The 13,755-nt window shown below is 62.5% G+C and carries 12 protein-coding genes; 11 read left to right on the top strand and 1 reads right to left on the bottom strand.

Annotated elements, in window-relative coordinates; all coding sequences use genetic code 11:
- Positions 1 to 172 precede the first annotated feature (172 nt).
- Entirely contained in the window at positions 173 to 1,705 is a 1,533-nt protein-coding gene (locus tag ACT6VE_RS14100; protein ID WP_444799207.1) for a sigma-54-dependent transcriptional regulator, read from the bottom strand.
- A 167-nt stretch (positions 1,706 to 1,872) separates the two neighbouring features.
- Between ACT6VE_RS14100 and ACT6VE_RS14095 the strand changes: the two genes are divergently transcribed.
- The 11 genes from ACT6VE_RS14095 (at position 1,873) to ACT6VE_RS14045 (ending at position 13,754) form a co-directional block, all read left to right on the top strand.
- On the top strand, positions 1,873 to 3,726 hold the full coding sequence (locus tag ACT6VE_RS14095) for a M3 family oligoendopeptidase (protein ID WP_444799206.1): 1,854 nt from the start codon (positions 1,873 to 1,875) through the stop codon (positions 3,724 to 3,726).
- A gap of 18 nt (positions 3,727 to 3,744) precedes the next feature.
- Complete coding sequence (locus tag ACT6VE_RS14090; RefSeq protein WP_444799205.1) at positions 3,745 to 4,902, top strand: aminodeoxychorismate synthase component I; 1,158 nt, start codon at positions 3,745 to 3,747, stop codon at positions 4,900 to 4,902.
- On the top strand, positions 4,887 to 5,513 hold the full coding sequence (locus tag ACT6VE_RS14085; protein WP_444799204.1) for an aminotransferase class IV family protein: 627 nt from the start codon (positions 4,887 to 4,889) through the stop codon (positions 5,511 to 5,513). The genes ACT6VE_RS14090 and ACT6VE_RS14085 overlap by 16 nt, the downstream gene beginning before the upstream one ends.
- A gap of 33 nt (positions 5,514 to 5,546) precedes the next feature.
- Positions 5,547 to 6,053, top strand: coding sequence for a MarR family winged helix-turn-helix transcriptional regulator (locus tag ACT6VE_RS14080; protein WP_444799203.1), 507 nt, complete (start codon positions 5,547 to 5,549; stop codon positions 6,051 to 6,053).
- Positions 6,054 to 6,131: 78 nt separating this feature from the next.
- A complete protein-coding gene (locus ACT6VE_RS14075) occupies positions 6,132 to 6,470 on the top strand; it encodes a DUF6616 family protein (RefSeq protein WP_444799202.1) in 339 nt (112 codons plus the stop codon).
- A gap of 273 nt (positions 6,471 to 6,743) precedes the next feature.
- On the top strand, positions 6,744 to 8,195 hold the full coding sequence (locus tag ACT6VE_RS14070; RefSeq protein ID WP_444799201.1) for a homospermidine synthase: 1,452 nt from the start codon (positions 6,744 to 6,746) through the stop codon (positions 8,193 to 8,195).
- A 173-nt stretch (positions 8,196 to 8,368) separates the two neighbouring features.
- The gene (gene omp10 / locus ACT6VE_RS14065; protein ID WP_069061165.1) at positions 8,369 to 8,737 is read left to right on the top strand and encodes an outer membrane lipoprotein Omp10; all 369 of its coding nucleotides are present in this window, start codon (positions 8,369 to 8,371) and stop codon (positions 8,735 to 8,737) included.
- Positions 8,738 to 8,946: 209 nt separating this feature from the next.
- Positions 8,947 to 10,929, top strand: a complete 1,983-nt coding sequence (locus tag ACT6VE_RS14060) for a 5'-nucleotidase C-terminal domain-containing protein (protein ID WP_444799200.1) — start codon at positions 8,947 to 8,949, stop codon at positions 10,927 to 10,929.
- Between the two features lie 136 nt (positions 10,930 to 11,065).
- Positions 11,066 to 12,097, top strand: coding sequence for a ferrochelatase (gene hemH, locus ACT6VE_RS14055; protein ID WP_444799199.1), 1,032 nt, complete (start codon positions 11,066 to 11,068; stop codon positions 12,095 to 12,097).
- 160 nt (positions 12,098 to 12,257) lie between these two features.
- A complete protein-coding gene (locus ACT6VE_RS14050; RefSeq protein WP_444799198.1) occupies positions 12,258 to 13,292 on the top strand; it encodes an SPFH domain-containing protein in 1,035 nt (344 codons plus the stop codon).
- 3 nt (positions 13,293 to 13,295) lie between these two features.
- The gene (locus ACT6VE_RS14045; RefSeq protein WP_444799197.1) at positions 13,296 to 13,754 is read left to right on the top strand and encodes an NfeD family protein; all 459 of its coding nucleotides are present in this window, start codon (positions 13,296 to 13,298) and stop codon (positions 13,752 to 13,754) included.
- Position 13,755: the final 1 nt, after the last annotated feature.

The raw sequence follows: 13,755 nt of genomic DNA, 5'->3' as shown, positions 1-13,755 counted from the left end.
TTTCCCCGTCCGAAGGACAACGAACGTCCGTTATCCCAAATGACTGCCAATTGCGGTGAGAGCATGGCAAATCCGCCACACTCGTCATCCCGCACCCGTTATAGTGAACAATCCACTAACAGGAAATAAACGGCAATCGAGAAATCGCAAGTGGCCGGGATTCCAAGGGTTTTTACGCAGCTTCTTTCACAGGATTGTCTGGGTCGATGCCATAGTCCTTCAGTTTGCGATAGAGAGTCGAACGGCCAATGCCCAATTTTCGGGCAACCTGGCTCATCTGGCCATGATAGAATTTCAGGGCAAAGCGGATCAATTCCTCTTCCACCTCGGCCAGTTTGCGCACATGACCGCCCTTGTCGACGCTGAGAATGGCGTTGTCCGAGCCGGTATCGACGCTTGCTGATTCGGCCGGCCGGAAGTCCGGATAGACGCCCGGCAGGCGGGATTCCGAGGTGGGATCGGACATGCGCTGGCTTGTCGCTTCCCAGGTAACGGCGCCGTCTTCGGCGAGCCCATAACCCGGAACCTGCGCGGCGATCTGCGGGAAATCGGCCGCATTCAGCTCGGCCCCTTCCGACAGCACGACGGCGCGGAAGATCGCGTTTTCGAGCTGGCGAATATTGCCCGGCCAGTCATAAGAGGTCAGCAAAGCCATGGCGTCGGCGGAAACACCGAGCGGGCGGGCAAGCTTCTGCTCGCCGGCAAAGCGCTGCACGAAGGCACGCACGAGAACCGGAATGTCCTCCTTGCGCTTGCGCAGCGCCGGAATGGTGATCGGGAAGACATTCAGGCGATAATAGAGGTCTTCGCGGAAGCGGCCTTCGCGCACCTCGTTGATGAGGTCGCGGTTGGTCGCGGAGATGAGGCGCACATTGACCTTCTGCGGGAAGCGCGCGCCGATCGTCTCGATCTCGCCCTGCTGCACGGCGCGCAACAGCTTCACCTGCACCTCGAGCGGCAGGTCGCCGATCTCGTCGAGGAACAGCGTGCCGCCATCGGCCTCCATGAATTTGCCGGTATGGCGCTCGGTCGCACCGGTGAAGGCGCCCTTCTCGTGGCCGAACAGGATGCTTTCGACCAGATTGTGCGGGATGGCGCCGCAATTGACGGTGACGAAGGGCTTGTGCGCCCGCTCGCTCGCCGCCTGGATGGCACGGGCCACCATTTCCTTGCCGACGCCCGATTCGCCTTCCAGCACCACCGGAATGTTCGACTGTGCGGCGCGGCGGCCGAGTTCGATGACACGCAGCATTTCGGGGCTGGCCGAAACGATGTCGTCGAAATGCACGCTCTCGGTGCGATTGCGGCGTCCGCCGCGGCTGCGGCCTTCGCGCTGGTCCATCTTCAAGGCATTGCCGACGGCAACACCGAGACGTTCCGGCGAAACCGGCTTCACCACGAAATCGAAAGCACCGGCGCGCATGGCCATGACGACCGTCTCGATGCCGCCCTGCCCGGTCTGCACGATCACGGGAATGGTATTCTCCCGCTCGGCGAGGGCGTCGAGGAAGGCCGAGCCGTTCATTTCCGGCATCATCAGGTCGAGCAGGATCACATTGATCAGACCGCCCTTGCGATCGAGCATATCAAGACCGGCGCGGCCGTTTTCCGCCATATGGGCGACATGGCCGGAGCGCTCGATCATGTTCTTCAACAACCGGCGCTGGACAGGATCATCGTCGATGACAAGAATATGGGCCGTCACTGGAACCTCCTTGCCTCTAGACATGCATCATGCATGCCCAAGGGAACTGAACACCAGCGAACCTTGGCAGAAAGGGTTGAACATGCCGTTTTGAGAAAGGCTTGCATTTTAACCATTGCCGACGCAAGCAAGGCGACCGACCCGACCTCCTGGAAGAGAGATGGAATATGACCAGAAATTTTGTTGAACCCCGCATCGACTTCGCACCGGCCGACGCTGCCGCTGCCGCCGAGCTGGGCAATCTTCCAGGCTGGAACCTCGGTGATCTTTACCCTTCGCAGACCTCGCCGGAATTCCAGAACGACATGAAGAAGGCAGAGGCGGATTCGCTCGCCTTCGAAGCCAAATGGAAGGGCAAGCTGGACGCCGCAACGGAAAAGACCGGCGACCACGGCATCGGTGCGGCCGTGCGTGAATTCGAGGCGCTGGAAGACGTGATGGGCCGTATCATCTCGTTTGCCGGCCTTACCTATTTCACCAACACGACCGACCCGGCAAACGGCAAGTTCTACGGAGACATGCAGTCGAAGCTCACCGATCTCGGCGCGCATCTCCTATTTTTCTCGCTTGAACTCAACAGGATAGCGGATGACCGCATCGACGCGGCGCTGAACAATGATGCGCTTGCGGGACACTATCGCCCGTGGATCGAGGACCTGCGCAAGGACAAGCCCTACCAGCTCGACGACAAGACGGAGCAGCTCTTCCTCGAAAAGTCGATGACGGGCGCCGCCGCCTGGAACCGGCTCTTCGATGAGACCATGGCGTCGCTGCGCTACACGATCGACGGCGAAGAGGTGCCGCTGGAAATCGCCCTCAACCAGCTCCAGTCGCCCGATCGCGACGCCCGCCGTGAGGCGGCGCAGGCGCTGGCCGCGACCTTCAAGGAAAATATCCGCACCTTCACGCTGATTACCAACACGCTCGCCAAGGACAAGGAAATCTCCGACCGCTGGCGCGGTTTCGCCGATATCGCCGACAGCCGGCACCTGGCAAACCGCGTCGAGCCGGAAGTCGTCGCAGCCCTCGCCGCGGCCGTACGCGAAGCGTATCCGCGCCTCTCCCACCGCTATTATGCGATGAAGGCGAAATGGCTCGGAATGGAGCAGATGGAGTTCTGGGATCGCAATGCGCCCCTTCCCGAGACATCCGACGCGACGATCTCCTGGGACGAGGCCCGCGACACCGTGCTGTCAGCCTACAGCGCCTTCGCGCCTGAAATGGCCGACATTGCCAAGGACTTTTTCGACAAGGGCTGGATCGATGCACCGGTGCGCCCCGGCAAGGCGCCGGGCGCCTTCGCGCATCCGACGGTGCCCTCGGCGCACCCCTATGTGCTCGTCAACTATATGGGCAAGCCGCGCGACGTGATGACGCTCGCCCACGAACTCGGCCATGGCGTGCATCAGGTGCTCGCCGGCGGCCAGGGCGCGCTAATGGCGTCGACACCGCTGACACTTGCCGAAACCGCCTCCGTCTTCGGCGAAATGCTGACCTTCCGCAGCCTGCTCGAAAAGACGAAGGACAAGCGCGAACGCAAGGCCATGCTCGCCCAGAAGGTCGAGGACATGATCAACACGGTCGTGCGCCAGATCGCCTTCTATGAATTCGAGCGCAAGCTGCATACTGCCCGCAAGGAGGGCGAACTGACCTCCGACCAGATCGGCGACCTCTGGCTATCCGTGCAGGAGGAAAGCCTCGGCCCGGCGATCCGGATTTCCGAGGGTTATGAGACCTACTGGGCCTACATCCCCCACTTCATCCACTCGCCCTTCTACGTCTACGCCTATGCCTTCGGCGATTGCCTGGTGAACTCGCTCTACGCCGTCTACAGCCAAGCCGACGCAGGCTTCCAGACCAAGTATTTCGACCTGCTAAAGGCCGGCGGCACCAAGCATCACTCCGAACTCCTGAAGCCGTTCGGCCTTGATGCGAGCGATCCGTCGTTCTGGAGCAAGGGACTGTCGATGATCGAGGGGCTGATCGACGAGTTGGAAGCGCTTGATAAGGCCTCCTCTTAAAAGAAGCCGGACGCCCGCATGACCGACCGCGAACGCTATGTGCTCCTCAGGGACGACCGCGAGGATCGGACGGTGGTTTTCGCCGATCCGATCGCGGTCGTCACCGTACGCGACCGCGCCGGCTTCGAGCCCGCCTTTGCGGCTTTGCAGGCGGCGCACGAAAAGGGCCATTGGATCGCCGGCTTCATGAGCTATGAGGCCGGCCATCTCTTCGAGGAGAAGCTGGCCCCACTCGCCATCGAAAACCGGCCGACGCCGCTGATGAGTTTCGGCATTTTCGAAAAGCCGGCGGACGATCATCCGCTCACGAAGCCGCGCCAGCGCACCGAGAACGAGCCCTTTCTCACCGAACCGAAAGCCCACTGGGATTTCGAGACCTACCGCAGCCGTTTTGACCGCCTGCACCAGCATCTGCGCCAGGGCGACTGCTACCAGGCGAACCTCACCATGCCGATCCGCGCCCGCTGGAACGGCGACCCACTCGCCGCTTTCTGGTCGCTGATCGAGCGCCAGCCGGTGCGCTACGGCGCGTTTGTCTCGCTCGACGGGCCGCAACTGCTTTCCCGCTCGCCAGAACTCTTTTTCGATATCGACAGGGACGGCTGGATCGAGACGCATCCGATGAAGGGCACGGCGCCGCGCGGCGCCAATGCGGCGGAGGACGCAGAGATCATCGCCGCCATGCAGGCGGACCCCAAGTCGCAGGCCGAAAACCGCATGATCGTCGATCTCCTGCGCAACGACATCTCCCGCATCACCGCGGTCGGCACGCTTAATGTGCCAAAACTCTTTGCAGTCGAGACCTACCCGACCGTGCACCAGATGGTGAGCCATGTGCGGGCGAAGCTCACGCCCGGCACCTCGATCCGCGACATCTTCGCCGCCCTCTTCCCCTGCGGCTCGATCACCGGCGCGCCGAAAATGCGCGCCATGGAGATCCTGCACGACCTGGAGGACGGCCCGCGCGACGCCTATTGCGGCGCCATCGGCATGATCGCCCCGGACGGCACCATGCGCTTCAACGTCGCGATCCGAACCATCTCGCTCTACGAAGACGGCGAAGCCATCTTCAACGTCGGCGGCGGCATCGTCTTCGATTCGACCGCGGAAGCCGAATACGAGGAAGCCCTGCTAAAGGCGCGCTATGCGGTGGGGGATCTATGGATCTCTCGCTGATAGAGACCTTGCGCTGGGAACCCGGCGCCGGCTTTGTGCGGTTGGAGCGGCATCTGGCACGGCTTGCCCAATCGGCAAAAGACTTGAAGCTCATGAACAGCGAGCAAGCACGCGATGCGCTGACCGCGGCCATTCCGACCCATGCATCAGCCGCTCTGCGCGTCCGCCTCGAACTGTTTGCGGACGGCCGGATCGACGTGCAGACCGCACCTTTCACCCCTCTCGGCCCCGACGCGACATGGCGCCTGAAGGTCGCCACCACCCGCCTCGCCTCCACCGACCCGCTGCTGCGCCACAAGACCTCCCGCCGCGCGGCCTATGCTGCGGCCCGCGCCGAATTCCCGGCAACGGAGGCCGATGAGGTGATCCTCGCCAACGAGCACGGTGAACTCTGCGAGGGCACCATCACCTCGCTCTTCCTCGACGAGGGTTCAGGCATCCTGAAAACCCCGCCACTCGCTTGCGGCCTGCTCGCCGGCATATTGCGGGAAGAACTGCTCGAAAGCGGCAAGGCCGTCGAGCAGGTCCTGCGGCCGGAGGACCTTGCCCATGGCATGGTTTTCGTCGGCAATTCTTTGCGCGGACTGATCCCAAGCGAGCGTGCAGGTTGACACGCAGTTAGCCGCCATACTATACGGCGACTTATGAATATCGAACAAAAACACCACGCCATGCTCGAGGAGGCGCAGCGCCGAGGCCACTCCGGTGTCGGCGAGCTTCGACTTTGTTTTGAGCTGCTGGCGCTGACCGCCGCAATCGATCGCGATTGTGCCGCGCGCCTGGCCCCGCACCAATTGTCCGAAGGCAGGTTTGTCCTGCTGTTCCTGTTGCGGGGCAAGCCGGACGGCCTTTCCCCGCATGAGTTGGCCGAACGGGCAGGCGTGACGCGCGCGACGATAACCGGGCTTCTGGATGGCCTGGAACGGGACGGTTTCCTGACTCGTCATCATGCGACCGACGATCGCCGCAAGATCACGGTGCGCCTGACGGAGAGAGGCGAAACGACGGCCGCTGCCCTTTTCCGCCAGCATGCCGAATGGATCGGCTCGCTTTTTTCGGACCTGAGTACCGATGAAAGCCGCCTGCTGAGCACATTGCTCGATCGTATCTGGCAGAAGACCGACGCCGGCAGGAGCAAAGCCCGCTCCTGACAAAACAGACAGCCACTCGAATCCGCAAGCACGCGCTCCGGTTCATCAGCCGCGACCGCTGACATGGAAGGACATTGTATGACGCACTACCTGGCCGAGCTGTACACCCCGAAACCCGCATGGCTAGCTCTCGACGCGCAAGACCGGCAGAGCTTCTTCGCCGGCATCGGCGCCGGCATGGCCGGATTGTCGGCTCTCGGTGTCGAGCCGATCGCTCTTGGGGAGGTTGACGCAAAGGTTCTGCATGCCCCGCCGCAAAGCTTTTTTGCCCTGTGGCGCTGCCCCGACGAAGCGGCGCTCGGCGCACTTGTCTCCGGCATCGCAGCGTCCGGATGGCATGACTATTTCGAAACCATCAACGCAGGCGGCGCGGGAACAGATCTGCTCGGGCACCTGGCCCAACTCGCCACCGTGTGAGAATCGCAAGACCGATTGATGCGCGCCCCGGGCATGGTTTGGACGATCTTCCACCGAATCGCATTCCTGGCCGGATCGCATGAAAGCTCCTCGCGTAAATCCAGCCTGGCAAGCAGAGCCCTGTCGTCAAACGGACGTTAAGAATATCGCTGCCGAAGACCGCGCTCTCCCTTTATTGTGACAGAAAACTGTGCTCTAGCGCTGTCATATTATGCTATGGGGCCCTCGAAGGCCCTGTTTTTGCGAAAAGCGGGCCGTCCGCAGGAGAACCAAATGGCAGACAGCACCTATCCGGTACATGGCGAAATCACCGGCCCGATCGTGATGATCGGTTTCGGCTCCATCGGGCGCGGCACGCTGCCGCTGATCGAGCGCCACTTCAAGTATGACCGGAACCGGCTGATCGTCATCGAGCCGCGTGAAGACGCTGCCGACGCCGAGATCTACGCCCGCCACGGGGTGCGCCACGTCAAGGCGCATGTCACCAAGGATAACTACAAGGACCTCCTGAAGCCGCTGCTCACCGAAGGCGACGGCCAGGCGTTCTGCGTCAATCTTTCCGTCGATACCGGCTCCCTCGATCTGATCAAGCTCTGCCGCAAGCTCGACGTGCTCTACATCGACACGGTCATCGAACCCTGGCTCGGCTTCTACTTCGACAAGGGTATGAAAAACGCCGACCGCACGAACTATGCGCTGCGCGAAACGCTTCGCCGTGAGAAGGAAAAGCATCCGGGCGGCACCACGGCCGTTTCCACCTGCGGTGCAAACCCGGGCATGGTTTCCTGGTTCGTCAAGCAGGCGCTGATCAACCTCGCCAAGGATCTCGACCTGAAGGTCGAAGAGCCGGCGCAGGACGACCGCGAAGGCTGGGCCAAGCTGATGAAGAAGGTCGGCGTCAAGGGCGTGCACATCGCCGAGCGCGACACCCAGCGCACCAAGAACCCGAAGCCGTTCAACACCTTCTGGAACACCTGGTCGGTCGAAGGCTTCATCTCGGAAGGCCTGCAGCCGGCCGAACTTGGCTGGGGCACGCACGAAGAGTGGATGCCGAAGAACGCCAAGAAGCAAAAGAAGGGCTGCAAGGCGGCAATCTACCTGGAGCAACCCGGCGCCAACACGCGCGTGCGCTCCTGGTGCCCGACGCCCGGCCCGCAATACGGCTTCCTCGTCACCCACAATGAATCGGTCTCGATCGCCGACTATTACACGGTGCGTGACAAGGACGGTGACGTCACCTACCGCCCGACCTGCCACTACGCCTACCATCCGGCCAATGATGCCGTGCTGTCGCTGCACGAAATGTTCGGCAATGGCGGCCACCAGCAGCCAGTCCTGCACGTTCTCGACGAGAACGAGCTGGTCGACGGCATCGACGAACTCGGCGTGCTGCTCTACGGCCACGACAAGAACGCCTACTGGTACGGTTCGCGCCTGTCGCTGGAAGAAACCCGCCGCATCGCCCCCTACCAGAACGCAACCGGCCTGCAGGTGACCTCCGCCGTGCTCGCCGGCATGGTCTGGGCGCTGGAAAACCCGAAGGCCGGCATCGTCGAAGCCGACGAGGTCGATTACAAGCGCTGCCTCGAAGTGCAGACGCCCTATCTCGGCCCGGTCGAAGGCCACTACACCGACTGGACCCCGCTCGAGGGCCGCCCGGGCCTCTTCCCGGAAGACCTCGACACGAAGGATCCGTGGCAGTTCAAGAACGTTCTCGTTCGCTGAACAGCCCGATAAAACCCGAATGAAGACGCCCGCGGCAAACCCGCGGGCGTCTTCGCTTTCAATGGGATAATGCCCGCTCACCGGGCAGCGCGTCTTGCTTTCGCCGCCTCTTCGCGGCATGGTCTGGCGAATTGGACAGGTGGTTCGCCCCGCCGTGACCCTGGGAGATCCGAATGAAGCCGATCACAGCCCTCAGCCTGCTGGCCGCCGCCGTGGCACTGACCGCGTGTCAGTCGGACCGTGCGCCACGGGACTTGCCGCCCGTCCGCCAGCAGCAGACTGGCGTCGATGGCGCCTGGGTTGATCCGAACGGCATCGTTTCCACCTTCGCAAGCGGCACGTTCACGACGCGCACGACCGACACCAACCAGCTTCTCGCCTCCGGCACCTACATCAAGACCTCGCCGACGCTGGTCGAGATCAACATGACCTCGCTGGTGCGCAATACCCAGTCCAAGGTCAATTGTGCGCTCGTCAGCCAGAGCCAGCTCAACTGCACGACCGCCGAAGGCGCGCAGTTCTCGCTCGCCCGCCGCGCCTGAACGACGGCACATCCGAACGAAAGGGCCGCAAGGCCCTTTTTTCGTTTCAGCGCATAAACACGCGATCGCTTCTGCCCGCCGTCTTTTCTCTTGAAGTTGCCCACAAGCGGTGAAAACATCCACCGGCCGGCTGTCATGTTTCCAGTTTACCCAGGAACGGACAGGCCCTCCCGCGCCGCCGGCAGCGGGCAAACAAGGAGAACAGCACCATGACGATTTTCCGATCCGGCCTTCTGGCCGCCTCCCTTATCGCGCTCTCCAGCGGCACCGCACTTGCGGATTACGAGCTGAACATCCTGCATATCAACGACCTGCATTCCCGCATCGAGGCGATCAACAAGTTCGATTCGACCTGCTCGGCCGAGGAGGAAGGCAAGGGTGAATGCTTCGGCGGCGTCGCGCGCCTCAAGGCTGCGATCGATGCTGAGCGCCAGGCGTTGACCGGCAAGAACGTGCTGCTGCTGAATGCCGGCGACAATTTCCAGGGCTCGCTGTTCTACACGACCTACAAGGGTGCGGTGGAAGCCGAGTTCCTGAACCTGATGAAGTTCGACGCCATGACCGTCGGCAACCATGAATTCGACGACAGCGAGGACGGGCTGGCGACCTTCCTCGACAAGGTGCAGTTCCCGGTCGTGACAGCCAATGTCGCCGCCAGCGCAAGCTCGAAGCTCGGCGACCGCATCAAGCCGTTCATCGTGCTGGACCAGGGGGGCCAGAAGATCGGCATCGTCGGCGCGGTGGCAAACGACACGGCGGAACTCTCCTCGCCCGGCCCGAACGTGCTGATCGGCGACGACGTCGCCGATATCACGGCCGCCATCGGCGAGCTGAAGAAACAGGGCGTCAACAAGATCATCGCGCTCACCCATGTCGGCTATCCACGCGACCTGGCGGCAATCGCCAAAATCCCGGATGTCGACGTCGTGGTCGGCGGCCATACCAACACATTCCTTTCCAACACCTCGGACAAGGCGGATGGGCCCTACCCGACGCTGGTCGACAATCCCGGCGGCTACAAGGTTCCGGTCGTACAGGCCGGCGCCTATTCGAAATATCTCGGCAACCTGAAAGTCGTCTTTGACGACGCCGGCGTCGTCAAGGCATCGTCCGGTGAGCCGATCCTGATCGACAGCTCCATCAAGCCGGATGAAGCCGTGCTGGCCCGCATCAAGGAACTCGGTGGCCCGATCGAGGAACTGAAGAACAAGATCGTCGCCGAGAGCGCCTCGCCGATCGACGGCTCGCGCGAAGTCTGCCGTGCGGCCGAATGCGCCATGGGCAACCTCGTGACGGACGCCATCCTTGACCGCACCAAGGCCCAGGGCATGACGATCGCTATCACCAATGGCGGCGGTCTGCGCGCCTCGATCGACGGCGGCCCGGTTTCGATGGGCGAAGTGCTCTCGGTGCTGCCGTTCCAGAATACCGTCGCGACCTTCCAGCTCAAGGGCTCGGATATCGTCGCCGCCCTCGAAAACGGTCTCGGCCAGATCGAGGAAGGCGCCGGGCGCTTCCCACAGGTCTCCGGCATGAAATATTCCTTCGACAAGTCGAAGCCACCAGGCAGCCGCGTCGTCTCCGTCGAGGTCAAGGAGGGTGATGCCTTCGTGCCGCTCGATCCGGCCAAGACCTACGGCGTGGTCTCGAACAACTACATGCGCTCGGGCGGCGACGGTTACTCCGTCTTCGCCAAGGCCGGCATGAACGCCTACGATTTCGGCCCGAACCTCGAACTGGTCGTCGCCGATTACCTTGCGGCAAACCGCCCCTACAAGCCCTATACGGACGGTCGCATCACCGAGGTCGCGGCAGCCACAGTTGTGGAAACCCCGGCAACCGCAGAGACCGCAACCAGCACCGAGGCCAAGCCAGCCACGAGTGAGACGGCAACCTCCACGGACGCGGCGGCAAAATCCGTCGAAGGGGCTGCGACAACGGGTGAAGCTGCGTCCGGATCTGCCACAACCACCACGGCGACCGGTTCGGAAGCCACGACGACGGCTTCCGACACCGCGGCCGCGACGACCGCCGGCGGCAAGCATGTGATTGCCCGCGGCGATACGCTGTGGGATCTCGCCAAGGCGGCCTATGGCGACGGTACGCTGTGGCGCAAGATTGCCGAGGCCAACAACAATCCGCGTCCGCGTGCGCTGCATATCGGCACGGAGCTATCCATCCCGAGCAAATAAGGACAATTTGTCTCCACTTTTTCTGCCGGTCCGGGCTTTCCCGGGCCGGCATTTCTTTTTAGAACGATTCTGAACCAATCGGCTGCTACCGCGTAGAAGAGCAATGACCGAAAACACATACGCACAGGATCGCCCCATGCAGGATCTAGCCGCAAAGCCCGCCAGCCACCCGTCCGTCAAGCACGGCAAGGTGGGTGTGCTGCTCGTCAATCTCGGCACGCCTGACGGCACGGACTACACCTCCATGCGCCGCTACCTGAAGGAATTCCTGATGGACCGGCGCGTCATCGAATGGTCGCGCCTCGCCTGGTATCCGATCCTGTTCGGCATCGTGCTCAACACCCGTCCCGGCAAGGTCGGCAAGGCCTATGAGACGATCTGGAACAAGGAAAAGAACGAGAGCTTTCTGCGCACCTATACGCGCAGCCAGGCCGAGTTGATGGCAAAGGCGCTCGCCGAGCATTCCGAGGTGGTCGTCGACTGGGCCATGCGCTACGGCCAGCCCTCCATCGCGTCCCGCATGGACTACCTCCAGAAACAGGGCTGTGAGCGCATCCTGGTCTTCCCGCTCTATCCGCAATATGCGGCAGCGACCACCGCGACCGTCAACGACAAGGCCTTCGAAACGCTGCTCAAGCTGCGCTGGCAGCCGGCGCTGCGCACCGTGCCGCCCTATCACGACGATCCGGCCTATATCGACGCGCTCGCCGTCTCGATCGAAAAACACCTGGCGACGCTCGACTGGGAGCCGGAGCGGGTGCTCACCTCCTTCCACGGCATTCCGAAGAGCTACTTCGAGAAGGGCGACCCCTATTACTGCCAGTGCCAGAAGACCACGCGCCTGCTGCGCGAGCGGCTCGGCTGGTCCGAAGAGAAGCTGATGATCACCTTCCAGTCCCGCTTCGGACCGGAAGAATGGCTGCAGCCCTACACGGACAAGACCGTGGAAAAGCTCGCACAGGACGGCATCAAGCGCATCGCCGTGCTCAATCCCGGCTTCGTTTCCGACTGCCTGGAGACGCTGGAAGAGATCGCCGAGCAGGCCGCGGAAAGCTTCCACCACAATGGCGGCGAGAAATTCACACACATTCCCTGTCTGAATGACTCGCCCGAAGGCATGGCCGTGCTGGAAAAAGTCGTGCGCCGGGAACTCGGCGGCTGGGTTTGATCGATAAATCTTGTTCCCGTCCAAATAGACTGGCGTCGCGGCCCGTATTCCTTACAGTGGCGCCGCGCCGCATCTAAAGCGTTCGCACGCTTTAGCTTTTGGATTGACGCTTGTCGCTGCCGCAACCGCTGTGCACCGACCTGCTTTTGGGGAGAACGCCATGAATTTGGCCGGAATGGATTTCGTCGTCATCGCCCTCGTGGTCCTGGTCATCCTGATCCTTTTCCTTGCGATCAAAACGGTCCCTCAAGGTTACCAGTACACGGTAGAGCGTTTCGGCCGTTATACCTCCACGTTAGAGCCGGGCCTCAATTTTATCATCCCGTTATTCGACCGCATCGGCGCGAAGATGAACGTGATGGAGCAGGTGCTCGATATCCCGACCCAGGAAGTCATTACCCGCGACAATGCGAGCGTCGCAGCCGACGGCGTCGCCTTCTATCAGGTACTTAACGCCGCCCAGGCCGCCTATCAGGTCGCCAATCTGGAAAATGCCATCCTCAACCTCACCATGACCAACATCCGCTCGGTCATGGGTTCGATGGATCTCGACGAACTGCTCTCCAACCGCGACGTGATCAACGACAAGCTGCTGCGCGTCGTCGACGAAGCCGCCAATCCCTGGGGCATCAAGATTACCCGCGTCGAGATCAAGGACATCGCGCCGCCGAAGGATCTCGTCGATTCGATGGGTCGGCAGATGAAGGCCGAGCGCGAGAAGCGTGCGCAGGTGCTGGAAGCCGAAGGCGCGCGTAACGCGCAGATCCTGCGGGCCGAAGGCGCAAAACAATCCGCGATCCTTGAGGCCGAGGGCCAGCGCGAAGCCGCCTTCCGCGACGCCGAAGCACGCGAACGCCTCGCCGAGGCCGAAGCCAAGGCAACGAAGATGGTGTCGGAGGCGATCGCCGCCGGCAATGTGCAGGCGATCAACTACTTCGTCGCGCAAAAGTACACCGAAGCCATGGCCGCGATCGGCAAGGCGCCGAACTCGAAGATCGTGCTGATGCCGATGGAGGCCTCCGCGCTCGTCGGCTCGCTCGGCGGTATCGGTGCGATCGCTCGCGAAGTGTTCGGCGATGGCTCGGCGCCTGCCGGCACTCCGGCGCGCGCTCGCCAATCGACGTCGGCCGCGACCACCACGGCCTCGACGCCTGCCTTCCGCAACCCGTTTGACCCGACGTCGCAGGGAAGCTGACCCATGATCCAGCGCATCGTCACCGAACTCGGCCCCTGGGCCTGGTGGGTGCTCGGCATCGTCCTGCTGATCCTCGAAGTGCTGATGCCCGGCGTCTTCCTCGTCTGGATCGGCATCGCGGCGATCGTGACGGGTGCCCTGTCGCTTCTCCTGTGGGACACGGCCTTCTGGGCGTGGCAAGTGCAATGGCTGGTCTTCGCCGTGTTGTCGCTGGTCGCGGCCCTTATCGGCCGGCGCATCGTCAGCGCCCGTGGGCAAGTGACCGACCAACCGCATCTCAACCAGCGCGGCCAAAGCCTCGTCGGCCGCACCGCCACGCTGGAGCACCCGATCACGGAAGGCCGCGGCCGCATTCGTCTCGACGATACGATGTGGAGCGTTCAGGGACCGGACCTGCCGGTCGGTGCGCGTGTGCGCGTCACGGCCAGCAATGGCCGTGATCTCACGGTCGAGGCGATCTGAA

The organism is Shinella sp., assembly GCF_052438155.1.
Classification (GTDB): domain Bacteria; phylum Pseudomonadota; class Alphaproteobacteria; order Rhizobiales; family Rhizobiaceae; genus Shinella.
This window is presented reverse-complemented; position numbering and strand designations above follow the sequence as displayed.

What these genes read in the sequence shown, in the direction of transcription:
- ACT6VE_RS14095 (WP_444799206.1), top strand. Translation starts at nt 1,873, where the DNA reads ATGACCAGAAATTTTGTTGAACCCCGCATCGACTTCGCACCGGCCGAC.
- ACT6VE_RS14090 (WP_444799205.1), top strand. Translation starts at nt 3,745, where the DNA reads ATGACCGACCGCGAACGCTATGTGCTCCTCAGGGACGACCGCGAGGAT.
- ACT6VE_RS14085 (WP_444799204.1), top strand. Translation starts at nt 4,887, where the DNA reads ATGGATCTCTCGCTGATAGAGACCTTGCGCTGGGAACCCGGCGCCGGC.
- ACT6VE_RS14080 (WP_444799203.1), top strand. Translation starts at nt 5,547, where the DNA reads ATGAATATCGAACAAAAACACCACGCCATGCTCGAGGAGGCGCAGCGC.
- ACT6VE_RS14075 (WP_444799202.1), top strand. Translation starts at nt 6,132, where the DNA reads ATGACGCACTACCTGGCCGAGCTGTACACCCCGAAACCCGCATGGCTA.
- ACT6VE_RS14070 (WP_444799201.1), top strand. Translation starts at nt 6,744, where the DNA reads ATGGCAGACAGCACCTATCCGGTACATGGCGAAATCACCGGCCCGATC.
- omp10 (WP_069061165.1), top strand. Translation starts at nt 8,369, where the DNA reads ATGAAGCCGATCACAGCCCTCAGCCTGCTGGCCGCCGCCGTGGCACTG.
- ACT6VE_RS14060 (WP_444799200.1), top strand. Translation starts at nt 8,947, where the DNA reads ATGACGATTTTCCGATCCGGCCTTCTGGCCGCCTCCCTTATCGCGCTC.
- hemH (WP_444799199.1), top strand. Translation starts at nt 11,066, where the DNA reads ATGCAGGATCTAGCCGCAAAGCCCGCCAGCCACCCGTCCGTCAAGCAC.
- ACT6VE_RS14050 (WP_444799198.1), top strand. Translation starts at nt 12,258, where the DNA reads ATGAATTTGGCCGGAATGGATTTCGTCGTCATCGCCCTCGTGGTCCTG.
- ACT6VE_RS14045 (WP_444799197.1), top strand. Translation starts at nt 13,296, where the DNA reads ATGATCCAGCGCATCGTCACCGAACTCGGCCCCTGGGCCTGGTGGGTG.